Annotated in this window: 9 protein-coding genes; all 9 read left to right on the top strand. The window is 45.0% G+C overall.

Annotated features, from left to right (window positions below; all coding sequences use genetic code 11):
• The first annotated feature begins 238 nt into the window (after nucleotides 1-238).
• Nucleotides 239-979 (top strand): FadR/GntR family transcriptional regulator, encoded by a 741-nt coding sequence (locus C7460_RS14750; protein ID WP_115868973.1) that lies wholly within the window; start codon nucleotides 239-241, stop codon nucleotides 977-979.
• A gap of 197 nt (nucleotides 980-1,176) precedes the next feature.
• On the top strand, nucleotides 1,177-4,314 hold the full coding sequence (locus tag C7460_RS14745; protein WP_221409536.1) for a SusC/RagA family TonB-linked outer membrane protein: 3,138 nt from the start codon (nucleotides 1,177-1,179) through the stop codon (nucleotides 4,312-4,314).
• Between the two features lie 19 nt (nucleotides 4,315-4,333).
• A complete protein-coding gene (locus C7460_RS14740) occupies nucleotides 4,334-5,767 on the top strand; it encodes a RagB/SusD family nutrient uptake outer membrane protein (protein ID WP_115868971.1) in 1,434 nt (477 codons plus the stop codon).
• A 19-nt stretch (nucleotides 5,768-5,786) separates the two neighbouring features.
• Nucleotides 5,787-8,165 carry a PKD domain-containing protein gene (locus C7460_RS24405; protein ID WP_170148027.1) on the top strand — a complete coding sequence of 793 codons (2,379 nt, stop codon included), beginning with the start codon at nucleotides 5,787-5,789 and terminating at the stop codon, nucleotides 8,163-8,165.
• A 2-nt stretch (nucleotides 8,166-8,167) separates the two neighbouring features.
• Nucleotides 8,168-9,130, top strand: coding sequence for a polysaccharide lyase family 7 protein (locus C7460_RS14730; RefSeq protein WP_115868883.1), 963 nt, complete (start codon nucleotides 8,168-8,170; stop codon nucleotides 9,128-9,130).
• 73 nt (nucleotides 9,131-9,203) lie between these two features.
• A complete protein-coding gene (locus tag C7460_RS14725; protein WP_115868882.1) occupies nucleotides 9,204-11,444 on the top strand; it encodes a polysaccharide lyase 6 family protein in 2,241 nt (746 codons plus the stop codon).
• The gene (locus tag C7460_RS14720; RefSeq protein ID WP_115868881.1) at nucleotides 11,441-13,666 is read left to right on the top strand and encodes a heparinase II/III domain-containing protein; all 2,226 of its coding nucleotides are present in this window, start codon (nucleotides 11,441-11,443) and stop codon (nucleotides 13,664-13,666) included. Before C7460_RS14725 ends, C7460_RS14720 begins: the two co-directional genes overlap by 4 nt.
• A 1-nt stretch (nucleotide 13,667) precedes the next feature.
• Nucleotides 13,668-14,042, top strand: a complete 375-nt coding sequence (locus tag C7460_RS14715; protein WP_115868880.1) for a cupin domain-containing protein — start codon at nucleotides 13,668-13,670, stop codon at nucleotides 14,040-14,042.
• A 21-nt stretch (nucleotides 14,043-14,063) separates the two neighbouring features.
• Nucleotides 14,064-15,326: an MFS transporter gene (locus C7460_RS14710; RefSeq protein WP_115868879.1), complete on the top strand. Its 1,263-nt coding sequence runs from the start codon at nucleotides 14,064-14,066 to the stop codon at nucleotides 15,324-15,326.
• Nucleotides 15,327-15,337: the final 11 nt, after the last annotated feature.

Below are 15,337 nucleotides of genomic sequence, written 5' to 3'. Positions count from 1 at the left end.
TAAAAGCAGTATGAGAATGCGAAAAAAATAATTTACTAGTGAATTTTGGTGTGAGGAAAGGTGTGAGGTGTTGAGAATCGCTTTATACGGGCTTTAAACAGTGTTTTTGTCTAGATGGTAAATGGCAAGGTGTGAATTGGCGCTGAATTGTAGATTTAGAAATTTATGACTCAAATTTTGATATTTTGTTGGATTACCCTAAATTGGTTGACCAGTTCATGGTTGACTAATGGAAATTATGAAAAAAGACTTAATACATAACTTTAAAGAGATAGTCATCGAGACTCCGGTTGACAAGATCATTCAGCAGATCAAAGAATTGATCTCCAGCGGTCAGCTAAAGCCTGGTGATAAACTACCATCTGAGCGAATGCTCAGTGATTTGTTCAATGTAGGCCGTTCGCACGTTCGGGATGCTATTCGAAAACTAGAGTTTTATGGTATTCTCCGGACACTTCCTCAGAGTGGTACAGTGGTGGCAGGTTTTGGTATCACCGCCCTCGAAGGACTTATTACAGATGTATTGCAACTGGAGGGGAACGATTTTCACGCATTAGTTGAGACTCGGGTATTGCTAGAAACCAACGCAGCTCGAAATGCCGCTATGCGCAGATCGGACGATGACCTGGTAGCCATTAGTAATGCACTCAATGATTTCGAAAAAGCAGTACAGGCTGAAAAAGACACGGTAGAAAATGACTTGCTTTTTCATTTGAAAATAGCCGAAGCAAGCAAGAATTCAGTGTTGAAATCACTCATGTTGATTGTAACACCGGACATCCTAACATACTTTAAGGAGAACAATATCTGTGGTGGAAATCGGCCGGTTTCTGCTTTAGATGAGCACTATAAGATTTTGGAGCATATTGAGCGCATGGAGCCAGACAAGGCTGCAGACGCTATGAGTACACACCTAAGTGACATTTTAAACTTTTCACTAACCGAACAACAACAAACGAATGGGAGTAACGGTAAATAGGTAAAAAAAATGGACTAGCGAAAAGCTAATCCATTGAGGGCAGCCCGCAGAAAATACTTTCAATCGGCAAACTGAAGCAGTATTTTCCAGCGTTCTGAACTGCGTTGCAAATATAGGCATCTCTGTCGCTATTCTCAATGCTTTCCCGCCCTTAGTACGTCTTTTTCCGTCATTTTCATTCACAAAATGATGTTATTATGAAGCAAAAATTACTAGCAACTTCTCAATGGAAGTCTATGTTTATGGCAGGACTTCTGGGGTGTTTGGCATTTCTGGCAAAAGCACAGGATGCACAAATCGTCTCCGGGCAAATTACCTCCGAAGAAGGAGATGGATTACCCGGAGTTACCGTGATTGTACAGGGCAGTACACAGGGGACTGTCACAGATATTGATGGGAATTTTCGAATTCAGGCTGAGGATGATGATGTTTTGATTTGTTCTTTTATTGGTTTTCAGACGGTAGAGGTGCCAGTTAATAACAGGTCTGTGATCGATATTACCATGGAAGAAGACCTTACCGAACTCGAAGAAGTAGTCGTGATCGGATATGGTACCCAAAAGAAATCTCACCTTACAGGGTCTATTTCCAAAGTAAAAGGAGAAAGACTCGAGCAGCTGCCGGTGTCCAGAGTGGACGATGCGCTTGTAGGTCAGGTTTCAGGGGTAAATATTCAGGCCACTGATGCTTCGGCTGGAGCAGCACCTACCATTACGGTTCGTGGTTTTGGGTCTGTTACTGCAGATTCAGGTCCGGCTATCGTGGTAGATGGTGTGATCGTAGATGCCGACTTCCTGGGCACGATGGACATGAACAACGTAGAGTCTTTTGAGGTATTGAAAGATGCTGCATCGGCAGCCATTTATGGTAGTGAGGGCTCTAACGGCGTGATCTTGATCACTACCAAAAGTGGTCAGGCTGGAAAAACCAAAATGAGCTATCAGACATTCATCGGATTCAAGGAAGCATTTGGAAGCGAAGCTTATAAGAAAGATTTGTACGCCTGGGCGGCAAAAGAAGAAGCTGAAGAAGGTGCGCTGAGCGATGGTACGCAGCAAGCACTGGCTCTTTCGGAGGCACTGGGAGGTTACAACAAAGATTGGCAGGACATTTTCTTTGATGGAGGAACTATCCAGAGTCATTCCTTTTCTGCACGTGGAGGTAACGCCACCACAGATTTCAGTGCATCACTGCGCTATGTACACGATGAGGGAGTAGTGCTTACAGATGATTATAAGCTGTACACTGCTGACTTGAAGTTAAATACCAAGTTGACAAAGGACTTGAAATGGGGCTTGAGCATGACGCCTTCTTATAGAAAGAGAAGACAGTTGCCTACTTCAGTGCATAACCCAATTCGTCAGTCTCCCTGGTTGCCCAAGTATCACACAGAAGCGTCTTTAGCATTTGTAAACCAGGACGATCCAGATGATAACTACTACTTCCCTGATCTAAAGCCAGGTGATTACTTCAGAGAGCAGCACCTGATGAATGAGGACTATGATGGTGATGGCACTCGAGGTAGAGCGCGTACCTCTGGTGATTCCAACCCATACGCTCAGTATGTAGAAAGAGAGCATTATGAGTATACAACTAACCTGCTTGGTTCTACCTACCTGAAGTGGGAGATCATTCCAGGCCTTACAGCACAAACGAGATTTGCCGCTACGTTGGAGAATAGAAAGCGAACCAGATACGATGGTACCAAGCACCATGCAGCTGGCAACAGTAGAGCAGAGTATAGCTTGCAAAATAGAATTCGTACACGCTTGATTTCTGATAACACGCTGATGTACAATAAGAAACTTGATAAGCATGATTTTGGCGGTATGCTTGGACTTACCGTCCAAAGACGAGGTGCTGAAAACAGTGTTGTTGAAGCAAATGGATACACCAACGACAGACTTAAAAACCTGGAAGGTGCTACGCAGATTGGAAGCTTTACTGAGACCAACATCGTACGGAAGAAAATTGGCTACTTCGCAAGAATTAACTACGCTTTCAATGATAAGTACTTGTTCAATGCTTCCTTTAGAAGAGATGGGAGTTCGGTATTTGGAGTAGACTCTAAATGGGGTAATTTCCCAGCGGTATCTGTAGGCTGGAATGCTCACAATGAAACGTTCATTTCCAATACAATCGGAGATGTATTAAGTACTCTGAAATTTAGAGCTAGCTACGGACGTACTGGGGCTGAAAACTTTGACGTAGGGGATGATATCGTGGATACCTGGCCATACCTGGCACTTTTAAATTCCTCAAATGCTATAGTGAATGGTGCGGTAGTTCCTGGCGTTTCGCCAAGAAACATTGCCAACACTTTGCTGCAATGGGAAGCATCTGAAGAACTCACAGTAGGGTTGGACTTTGGAGTGCTTTCAGATAGAATTTCAGGTTCGGTAGATTATTACCAAAGAGTTAGTGACAACCTGCTTTTGGAAAACCCAGTGTCTTATGTGACAGGATTTACCAGTGGGATTGTAAACCTTGGTGAGGTAGAAAATGAAGGACTTGAGTTTGAGCTGCGAACAAACAACATAGTGAAAAGCAATTTCTCATGGAATACTACGGTGGTAGCTTCTACCAACGAAAATACACTAACAGCTTTTGGAGATTCTGACGGTGCCCTATTAGAAGATTCTTACGGACGTAACTCTCAGTGGATCAATCAGGTAGGTTCTCCTATATCTTCATTCTACGGATATGTAGTAGACCGTACCAAAGAGGTGCCAAGACAGTATATCAACTCGCCCTGGTTCCCTATCAATGGACAGCCTGAGGATGCCATCGTTGTGGATTTGAATGGTGACGGCATCATCACGGATGCAGACAAAACGATCCTTGGAGACCCTTATCCGGACTTGGTTTGGAGTGTTACCAACAATTTCAAGCTTGGAAACTTTGACCTGTCTGTAATGATACAAGGTGCCAATGGATATGAAGTGAAAAACATCGGTGATCAGTATTTCTATACCTGGTGGCAAGGAGCTACTACAAGCCCTGCTCAGCTGGTAGAGGATGGTATCATTCCTCACACTTCTTTCCTAAAAGAAAAGGTGCTGACAGATCAGGTAGTACAAGACGCGAGCTATTTCTCACTGAGAAACGTAACCGTAGGCTACAACATGCCAAACGCTCTGACTTCCAGACTAGGATTGACAGATCTCAGAATTTATGCTTCAGGTCAAAACCTGATCTACAAGACTTCAGATGAGTACAATGGTTTCAACCCTGAGTTTGTCGACAATGACGACAATCCTAGAAAGTATGGAGAGCAAAGAGCTGGTACTCCGTTGTTCAGAACGATCACTTTAGGTCTGAATGTTAATTTTTAATTCTAAAGGAAAAGAAACTATGAAATCATTAAATTATATAGTCCTTGCCATTTCAGGATTGATTGCATTCTCCTGTGATGATGAGTTTTTGAACCCACTTCCTGATACAGCCATTACCGTGGAGTCATTCTTCGCTACAGATGCAGATGTAGAGCAGGGAGTAGTAGGTATCTATGATGCGATTCAGGGTGTAAACGAAAACACCAATACCAATACTTCTGAAGTAAACAGAGGAGTACAGTTTGAATACCTCCTGACTGAGCACAGAACGGACAATACACGAAGTGCTACGCTTGAGGGGTCTCGTGCAGACTTCCACAGGTATTTGGTAGACCCTAACAATGTACAATCTGAAGATTACTGGGCATCCATGTATGAGGTGATTTTCAGAGCCAACAACATACTTGATTATATCGATGTGGCCGATGAGGCAAATAGAGCAAAATATGCTGGGGAAGCTAAGTTTCTCAGAGCCTATGCCTATTTCAACCTGATTAGATTGTATGGTGATGTGCCATTGGTTACTGAAGTGGTGGTGCCCGACGATACAGAGAAATTGTTTACCAGAGTAGCTACAGCCACTATTTACGAACAAATAGTAGCGGACTTGCAAGAGGCTGTAACTGCATTGGACAATTCGTTTAAATCCAGAGCTTCAAAGGCTGCAGCTCAGGCGATGTTGGCCAAAGTATACCTTTCTCAGCCTTCGCCTAATTACTCTGAAGCTCAGCGTCTTTGTGAGGAGATTATCAATAGCGGTGAGTATGACCTCATGTCGAATTATAGAGACGTATTCTACAACGAGCTGAATGATGAAATCATCTTTGCGATCCAATATCAATCAGGAAACGCACAAGAGAGCCAGGGGTTTTCTGCTGAGTTTACTTCTGCAGTAAGAGCAGGTAGACAAGATGGTCTTAACATCCTAAATGACAATTTGATTGCTGATTTCCAGGCACATGGTGGTGATAGATCGTCGGTTTCTTATGTGACCATAGGCTCGTCCAACGAAGTGGCCAAGTTTCTGCCAGATGGATTTGGTGTAGCTGATAGTTACGGTCCAAACTCTAGAAACGCCGGCAATGACTGGATTGTACTGCGGTATGCAGATGTGCTCCTGATGCATGTAGAGGCCATTATGGCTGGTGGTAATTCCACTGGCAACACAGACGCACTGAGTTCATTCCAGAAAATCAGAGACAGAGCAGGGTTTACCGATGCAGTGACGACCATTTCAAAAGATGACTTGCTTACCGAACGAAGAGTAGAGCTGGCTTTTGAAAACCATCGCTTTTTTGATCTTCAGAGATTCGGTGTAGCAGATGCAGTGTTGAGCGCACATGCAGCCGAGATGGGGTATAGCGATTACAGCGCTCGGGCATTACTATTACCGATCCCTTCCAGAGAGATCAACCTGAGCCGTGGAGTACTCACCCAAAACCCTGGATACTAATTCTTAATTGATGATGATTATGAAAAATATAGCAAATAAATTTTTGAAGAAGATTTCGCTGCTAGTAACAGGGCTGATGGTTGTTGGTCTTGTAAATAGCTGCGATGACCTGGATTTGCCAAAGGCTGGGTCGATAGCAGATACGGAGCCTCCCGTGGCGGCATTTTCATATGCTTCAGATGCTGACAATGCGCTAAAAGTACAGTTTACTAACCTTTCTACTGAAGCGATTTCCTTTACCTGGGATTTTGGTGAGGAGGGAAAGACTGCTCCTGATAGTGTGAAAAACGCTCAGGATCCGGTGTATACCTACAGTGAACTTGGAACTTATACCGTTTCCTTAACTGCCACAGATGGATTGGGTGTTTCTACTACGTATTCGGAAGATATCGTGGTAGAGGAGGGACCTTATCAGCCTGTGATCATGGAGGCCGGCTTTGAAGACGGCATGCTCGGAGATGGCACAGGTGATGGTAGAGATTCCTGGAGAACTTCTTTTGAAACAGTTATCCAAATTTCGTCTAGCCCAGTAGTGTCTGGAAGTCAGGCAGGTAAGCTTACCGGTGACCCTAACGACCAACGGGTAGGCTATCAGGAAATTGTGGTTGGCCCGGATACACAGTATGATTTGAGTTTCATCTACACGCTTGTAGCAGCTCCTGCTGGATTCCTTACTGTAGATGTACTGGATGTATCGCGCTATGCCAAAGACAATGAAATCGAACCAGATGGTGATACCTTCGCCGATAATGGAGAGACCATTGAGTCTTCACAAGATTACGTATTGGGATCTATTACGGTAAACAACCAGGACGATCCACAAGAGTACCTGCCTGCGAGCTTTAGTTTCGAAACAGGAGAGAGTACTGTAGTAGCTATTTTATTCTACAACAAAGGGTCCGTAGAAGCACGTCTTGATGACTTTGCCATCAACATTGGTGCTGGTGGTGCTATACCTCCTTCAGTATCGTTCAGTGCAGAGCAGAGCAGTGAAAATTACCTGGAGTACACTTTTGTGAACAACACGAAAGGTGCGGACACTTACCTATGGGATTTTGGTGATGGTAACACTTCTACTGAAGAAAACCCTACACACATATATGAGACGCACAACGTGTATGAGGTGTCGCTAAAAGCAACAGCTAGCAATGGCCTCAATTCATCGTTCAGTACGTCTATTGACATACAGGCTCCGGTTACAGCAGACTTTACCTTTGAGGCTTCAGCTGATGATTACCAAACTATCAATTTCACAGATGCTTCGGTGGGTGCCGAATCACTTCTATGGGAATTTGGTGATGGCTTTCAGTTTACTGGAGATAGTCCTTCGCATACCTACATGTCCGATGGCTCATACGAAGTGAAATTGACCGCTACGAGCGTGACAGGTAATACGGATGTGAAAACAGCCACCGTGACGATTTCTAAAGTGTTTGTGCCGGTGATTCTGGAAGCAGGGTTTGAGGATAATTCTCTGCCGGATGGTACGGGCGACGGACGAGATTCCTGGAGAGTACCAAGTGGTTCAGATCTTGGTGGGGTTATTCAGATTACCAGTAGTCCTGTATTGAGTGGTAGCCAGGCAGCAAAATTCCCTTCTGACAACTCTAGAGCAGCTTATCAGGAGGTTACCGTAGAAGCCAATACCAATTATACGCTCAATTTCAACTATACCATGAAGACAAGCCCTACAGGTTCCCTCACGGTAAGTGTATTGAACGGTCCGGTGACAAGCAAGGCTGAAGTAGCAGGAGCTACGATCGCCTCAAAAACGGTAAATGATCAGTCTGATGCCAGCGCGTATATATCCGAGTCACTTGGATTCAATTCTGGCAGTAGTACTACGATTGTGATCTACATCACCAATACCGATGTGGAAGCCAGAGTGGACGACTTGTCAATCATGCAGACGAAGTTGCCTGAGGTTCTAGAAGCGAGCTTTGAGGACAATTCATTGCCTGATGGTACTGGTGATGGACGTGACTCCTGGAGAACGCCTAGCGGATCTGATCTCGGTGGTGTGATTCAGATCACAAGTAGCCCTGTACTGACAGGAAGCCAGGCGGCTAAGTTGCCTTCTGACAATTCCAGAGCAGCATACCAGGAGATTGAGGTTGAAGCCAATACCGATTACGTGTTGAACTACAACTACACCATGAAAACGAGCCCTACAGGTTCGCTTACGGTAGCTGTACTGAATGGTCCGATTACCAGTAAGGCAGAAGTGGCAGGTGCTACCATCGCCTCAGAAACGGTAAATGATCAGACTGACGCGAATACGTACATCGCCGAAACCCTGGCCTTCAATTCCGGAAGTAGTACCAAAATTGTGATTTATATCACCAATACAGATGTGGAATCCAGAGTGGATGATATATCTATAACATTAGGTAATTAATAATGACTAATACCATTATAAATAAATTATTCAGTTACCCAGGCTTTGTCCTGGGTAACTTTACCTTCGCTTTCATCCTTGCCGGGCTTTTAGCAGGATGTAGTACAGATGAAGTGTCAGCTTCAGATTTTAACGTTTCGAGACCTGATGAAGATGAGGTCGAAGACACTGACACAAACGATACTACGGATGATGGTGAAACACCCACTATAGATCTGAGTCACTGGAAGGTAACACTACCTATACCAAGAGAAGATGGAAAACCTCTTGAGGTACAACCTCCAGAAATCCTGGACTATGCTACCAATGAAACGTTAAAACCTTTTATGTACAATGACTCCACTGATGGATCTATTGTATTTTACACTTACCCTGCGGCATCCACTGCTAATTCATCGTATTCACGTACTGAGCTCAGGGAGCAGATGACACCAGGCAGTAATCATGACAACTGGACCTTTGAACAGGGTGGAAAGATGCGTGGCACACTTTCAGTGCCAGAAATTTCCAAAGATGGAGACGGTAAATTCCACCGCACCATTATCATGCAAATTCACGGAAGGCTTACCAACGAACAGCGTGATTTGATCGGGGAGGATGACAACAACGCACCTCCAATACTAAAAATATACTGGGCGTTCGGCAAGGTACGCGTAAAGACGAAAGTACTAAAAGACCTGGACGCCACCTACGAAGAAATGCTACACACCAGTGCCTGGGGAGATGACGAGGGTGTGTACTTTAAAGAAGAAGTAGGTCACGAAAAATTCACGTTAGAGGTGAATGTCACTAAAGGTAAGATGACAGTAACCCTCAACGATGATGAAACACTCGTTTATGAGGACATCCATATGGAGAAATGGGGAGTGTTTGAAAACTATTTTAAAGCAGGTAACTATCTGGTTACGAGAGATGAAGGTGCCTTTGCCAAGGTGAAATATTATGAATTAGAAGTTTCGCATTAAAGATAACGTTAGGAATCTTCTCATACTTTAAAGGGGGCTGCCTCTCAGGTGGTCCTCTTTTGAAAAAACATTTATGAAACGACCAAGCCTATTATATATAGCCCTTTCTTTTTGCTTAGCGCTGCTTACTTTTTCATGCAGCAGTACCAAAGATGGAGTGGTGACCAATAAAGAGGAGCTGCACCGGGCCATAGCCATAGCCAAACCCGGAGATGTCATTACCATGGCTGATGGAGCTTGGAAGGATATAGAGATTCGGTTTCGCGCTTCGGGTACGGCTGAGGAGAAAATTACTCTGACAGCACAAACACCCGGTCAGGTAACTATAGAAGGCCAATCCAACCTGTCACTCTCTGGAGAGCACCTTGAAGTTTCTGGATTGGTATTCAAAAATGGCTATTCGCCTACCAGCTTTGTGATCGCTTTTCGTACGGCTGATGATGAGCTGGCCTACCATTCCCGTGTTACCAATTGTGTTATTGACAACTTCAGCAATCCAGAGCGATTTGAGTCGGACATCTGGGTGACCATGTATGGCAAGAACAACCGATTTGACCACAACAGCCTGATCGGTAAAAGGAACCTGGGTGTGACCATGGCCGTGCGCCTAAATACCGAAGAAAGCCGCGAAAACAACCATGTAATCGAATACAATTATTTTGGCCCGAGACAAAACCTCGGCGCCAATGGAGGAGAAACATTACGAATAGGCACCAGTCACTATTCCCTCACTGACAGCAAAACCATTGTTAGAAACAACTATTTCGACAGATGCGATGGCGAGCATGAAATTATCTCGAATAAATCAGGGAATAACAGCTTTAAAAGCAATGTCTTTGACCAATGCAGAGGTACGCTGACCATGCGGCATGGCAAATACACCCTGGTAGAAAATAACTACTTTTTGGGAAATCGCAAGCCCAACACCGGAGGAATTCGAGTGATCAATGAATACCAAACGGTGAAAAACAACTACATGAGCGGACTCACAGGCTACCGGTTTCGAGGAGCGCTGGTGGTGATGAACGGCGTTCCCAACTCACCTATCAATCGCTATAATCAGGTAGTAGATTCTGAAATCAGTGGCAATGTACTGGTAGACTGTGACCATGTGCAGCTGTGTGCTGGAAGTGATGAGGAGCGAAGTGCTGTTCCGGTAGGCACCACCATGATTAATAATATTTTCTTAAGCCAGACAAACCCTAAGCCATTTACCATCTACGATGATATCACGGGAATTGAATTTGCTGACAATCTGATCAATAAAGAAGCGGAGCCACCACTTCAAACGGGTTTTGAAAAGGTCTCCTATGAAGTGCAAGTCAATGAAAATGGTCTCAAAGCCCCCGCTGATCGTTACCTCAGTCAGATTGGTTTTGGGGAGCCAAAACTACCAGTAACCAAGACTGATGTAGGCGCATCATACTATCAGCATGATATTTCTGAACCTACCTTTCGTACAGGTAAAAGTATATTGGTGCAGGCAGGGACTAATACCCTGTTGGAGGCATTGAGCAATTCTTCTTCTGGAGACGTGCTGCTATTAGAAAATGGAGCCAGATACCTCCTGACTAAGGATTTTGTGGTACCACACCTTGTGACCATTAAGACCCCTGATGGAGCAAAGGCTACCATATTTTCCAGAAAAAATACCTTCTTCAAAATTCATAATGAGGGTGGGCTTGAGCTCGAAAATGTACGTATGTCTGGCGCAGAGTCACCAGACATGGCTGGAAATACGGTGGTGAGTACCAGCAAGTACTCCATGAACCGCAACTATAAGCTGTTTGTCCGGAACTGTGAGATTGTAGATCTGGATATCAATCATTCGTTTGATTTTTTCAGAATCTATAGGAGTACGATGGCCGATACGCTGCTTATAGAAAACTCTACCTTCAAGAATATCACAGGGTCTGTAGCTACCATGGCTCGTGAAGTGGAAGACCTGGGCATGTACAACGTAGAGTATGTGCTACTGCATAACAATTCGTTTGAGCAGGTGCAGGGAGCTGTAGCCAATATCTACCGCGGAGGCACTGATGAGAGCACCTTTGGACCTATTGCTATCGTAGCAAATAATGAATTTGATGAAGTAGGAAACGGTAAAAGAAATAAGATAGGAGGGTCACTATACTTTCATGGAGTACAAAACCTGAAGGTGCAAAACAATACCTGGAGAAACAGTGCTCCGCTAAAGCTACACCTGACTAATGGTGAGCCTGTGACCCAACTCGAAGACTTGACATACATCAATACGCCAAAGCATGAAAGCAACAGTACGGCGTATTCACAACAAAATATAGAGGTGCGATGACTTTAAGATTCATAGTAGTTTTCTTGTGTGGGATTTCGGCTCTTTTGGTAAGTGGTCAACCGTCGTTGATCCTTACCGAAAAAGGGCTGAACGAAATCCGAAATCAGCTGGGAAAAGCACCATTGTTTGACGCTTCACTAGAGAAAGTGAGGGCACAAATAGATGCCGAAATAGCCAGACCTATCGACGTACCCGTACCTGTGGATTTGGCCGGTGGCTATACACACCAGCAGCACAAAGCCAATTTTTTCAACCTACAAAAGGCGGGAGTGCTGTTTCAGATCACAGGTGAAGAAAAATATGCGCAGTATGTAAGAGATGTACTCATGGCTTACAAAGAGCTCTACCCTCAACTGGACAGACATCCGGCGGAGCGATCCTATGCACGTGGGAAGTTTTTCTGGCAATGCCTCAATGACGCCAACTGGTTGGTATATGTCAGTCAGGCTTATGATTGTATCTACGACTGGCTGCCGGCTAAAGAGCGAAAAGCGCTCAATAAAGAATTGTTTCGACCCTACGCGGACTTTTTGTCTGTAGAGACACCACAGTTTTTCAATCGCATACATAACCACAGCACCTGGGGTAATGCTGCTGTGGGCATGATCGGGCTGGTGATGGATGATGAGGAGTTGGTACAGCGAGCGCTTTATGGCGCACGGGAAGCATCTGTCACCGGTCCTGCTCAAGACAATGACGGAGGTCAAATACTGGATAAGGACCAAAAAATGGGATTCCTCGCACAGGTAGACGAAGCTTTTTCGCCGGATGGCTACTACACTGAAGGGCCCTACTACCAGCGATATGCCATGTACCCGTTTTTGATTTTCGCTCAGGCACTAGCCAATAACAAGCCAGAGCTGGGCATCTTAAATTACCGGAATGGCTTGCTGATCAAAGCTGTATATGCTTTAGTCAATCAAACCAATGCGCAAGGGGAGTTTTTTCCAATCAACGATGCACAGAAGGGCATGTCATTGCTTTCGCGAGAGTTGGTATTTGGCGTGAGCATGGCTTACCACTACGGTGGCAATGACCCAGAGCTGCTATCCATCATCGAAAAGCAAGGAAGAGTGCCCTTGAATGATGCAGGCATGGCTGCAGCCAAAGGAATAACCGAAGGTAAAACTCAGCCTTACACTTTCAAGAGCATCGAGCTTACTGATGGTGCAGCAGGTGATGAGGGGGCTATTGGCATCATCAGGGCAGACAACCTAACGCTGCTGATGAAATACGCCAAGCATGGCATGGGGCATGGTCATTTCGACAGGCTGGGCTTTTTGCTGTACGACGCACACGGAGAGGTGATTCAGGACTATGGAGCTGCCCGCTGGGTCAATATAGAGCATAAAGATGGCGGTGGCTACCTCAAAGAAAATCACAGCTGGGCCAAGCAAACGCTGGCGCATAACACGCTGGTAGTAGATAAAGACTCGCATTTTGATGGGAAGGTAAAGGCTGCTGATCAGGTGGCCGGAACACCCTACTATTTCTTGCCGGGCGACGATGTGCAAATCGTCAGTGCCAAAGAAACTAATGCCTACAAGGATGTAGCGATGCACCGAACCATGGCAGTAGTTCGTGTGCCGGAGCTCGAAAATCCTTTGGTAATCGACCTGTTTGCCGTTCAGGCCCCTGAGGGCACGAGATATGACTTGCCGCTGTACTACCTGGGAGAGTTTATGTCATCTAATCAGGATTTTGAGACCAACGATACGCTGACCCCTATGGGGGCACACGATGGATACCAGCACTTATGGCAAGAGGCACAGGCTATTGCCAAAGGGAAAGTATTTCGGTTTACATGGTTTAACAAACGAAACTTCTTCACGATGCACTCCGCAGTACGAGAGGGAGATGAGCTTTTGCTCACCAGGATAGGAGCCTATGACCCTAATTTCAATCTCAGAAGAGATCCGGGGTTGATTCACCGTAGAACAAGCGGCAATACGCTTTTTGCTAGCCTCTATGAGCTGCACGGAAGCTACGACTACACTACTGAGCGTCCTTTAAACTTATTTACTGCTATAGCTGATTTTAGGGTTTTGCATGAGTCCGCAGACTATGTAGCCGTACAGTTCGAGCTAAAAAATGGGAATCGATACGTGTTTGCCTTTTCGCTCACAGATGATGACGAAAGCAGCAGACATCAACTACAGATAGAAAATAAAAACCTGGAGTGGACGGGTATTTACAATTTTTATAAAACAGATAACGAATAACATGGAAAGACAAAGCGAAAAATACATTTTGACAGAAGGTAAAGAATGGCAAGATCTGGGTGGTGGAGTATCCAGAAAGATGCTAGGCTATGACAATCAGATCATGATGGTACTGGTGAAGTTTGAAAAAGGTGCATTGGGGTCTCCTCATAGCCATTTTCATACACAGGCCACTTTTGTTGTTTCTGGAGAATTTGAATTTGAAATAGATGGAGTGAAGCAAGTGGTAAAAGGGGGAGATGGCGTCTATATAGAGCCTAACCTGCTACACAGTGCGGTTTGCCTGGAAGAAGGGATGCTGATCGATACCTTCAGTCCGGTGCGTGAGGACTTCCTGTCTGGTGACGGCCCATCGTATTTCGGAGACAAAGATTAACAAACCATAAATACCTTAGGTATGAAAATCAAAGGACTTAGATGGTGGATTATAGGGCTTGTATGCCTGGCCACCATCATCAACTATATAGATCGATCGGCACTTTCGATCATGTGGCCAGATATTTCTAAAGATCTGGGCATGACCAAAAATGACTATGCGCTTATCCTGAATGTTTTTTTGGTGGCGTATGCCGTAGGCCAATCGGTATCGGGTAAGATGTTTGACAAGATCGGGACGAAAGCCGGCTTTGTGGTTTCCATCACCGTATGGGGACTGGCTACAGCGCTACATGCCCTGGCACGTGGAGTGCTTTCGTTTAGCGTATTTCGCGTTTTGCTAGGACTTGGCGAAGCAGGCAACTGGCCTGGAGCTGTCAAGAGTAATGCAGAATGGTTTCCTGTAAATGAACGAGCCTTTGCTCAGGGAATATTCAACTCCGGCGCGGCGATGGGATCTATCGTAGCTCCTCCACTTATTGCGATCGTGTGGGTGGCCATTGGCTGGAAAATGACCTTCTTGTTGCTGGGCTTGTTGGGGCTGGTTTGGGTGATTCCGTGGTTGATATTCAATAAAGCACTGCCTGCCAAACACAAGTGGATTACAGATGAAGAACGCGCATATATACTGGCAGGTATAGAGCAAAAAGATGAAGACGATCAAAAACCCGGACTGAGCATGGGACAGATTCTGTCTCACCGTGAATCCTGGGCGGTACTGGTGTCGCGCTTTTTTGTAGAGCCCATCTGGTGGCTGTTTGTAGGCTGGATGCCTATCTACCTGGCAGATGTCTATGGCTTCAATGTAAAAGAAATTGGTCTCATGGCCTGGGTGCCCTATGTAGGTGCAGCGCTTGGAAGCTTGTCTGGAGGGTATTTTTCCGGACGCCTGATGACCAATGGTGCTTCAGTGGATCAAGCACGTAAAAAGACCATTTTGGTAGGCTGTGTGATCATGTTTCTTGGAATGATTGCGACGATCTTACTTGGAAATACGCCAATCAAATTTGTGGTCATCGTGGCGGGTGTCTTGTTTGGCTTCCAGTTTGTAATCTCCAATATCCAAACCATACCTAGTGATTTGTTTAGTGGCAAGTCCGTTGGGTCATTGGCAGGACTGGGAGGAACGGTAGGTATCTTTTCTGTGATCATTATGAACTTCCTGGTTCCTTTTATCACAGACAACTATTCATATACACCAATATTCGTGATGATTGCGGTATTTGTTCCTTTGGGATACCTCTCCATCAACTTTTTTGCTAAAGAAATAAAGCCTGTAGGCTGATTTAGTTATTA

This window comes from Marinoscillum furvescens DSM 4134 (genome assembly GCF_003386095.1).
Lineage (GTDB): Bacteria > Bacteroidota > Bacteroidia > Cytophagales > Cyclobacteriaceae > Marinoscillum > Marinoscillum furvescens.
The sequence above is the reverse complement of the archived record's forward strand: the minus strand, read 5'-3'. Positions and strand labels throughout refer to the sequence as shown.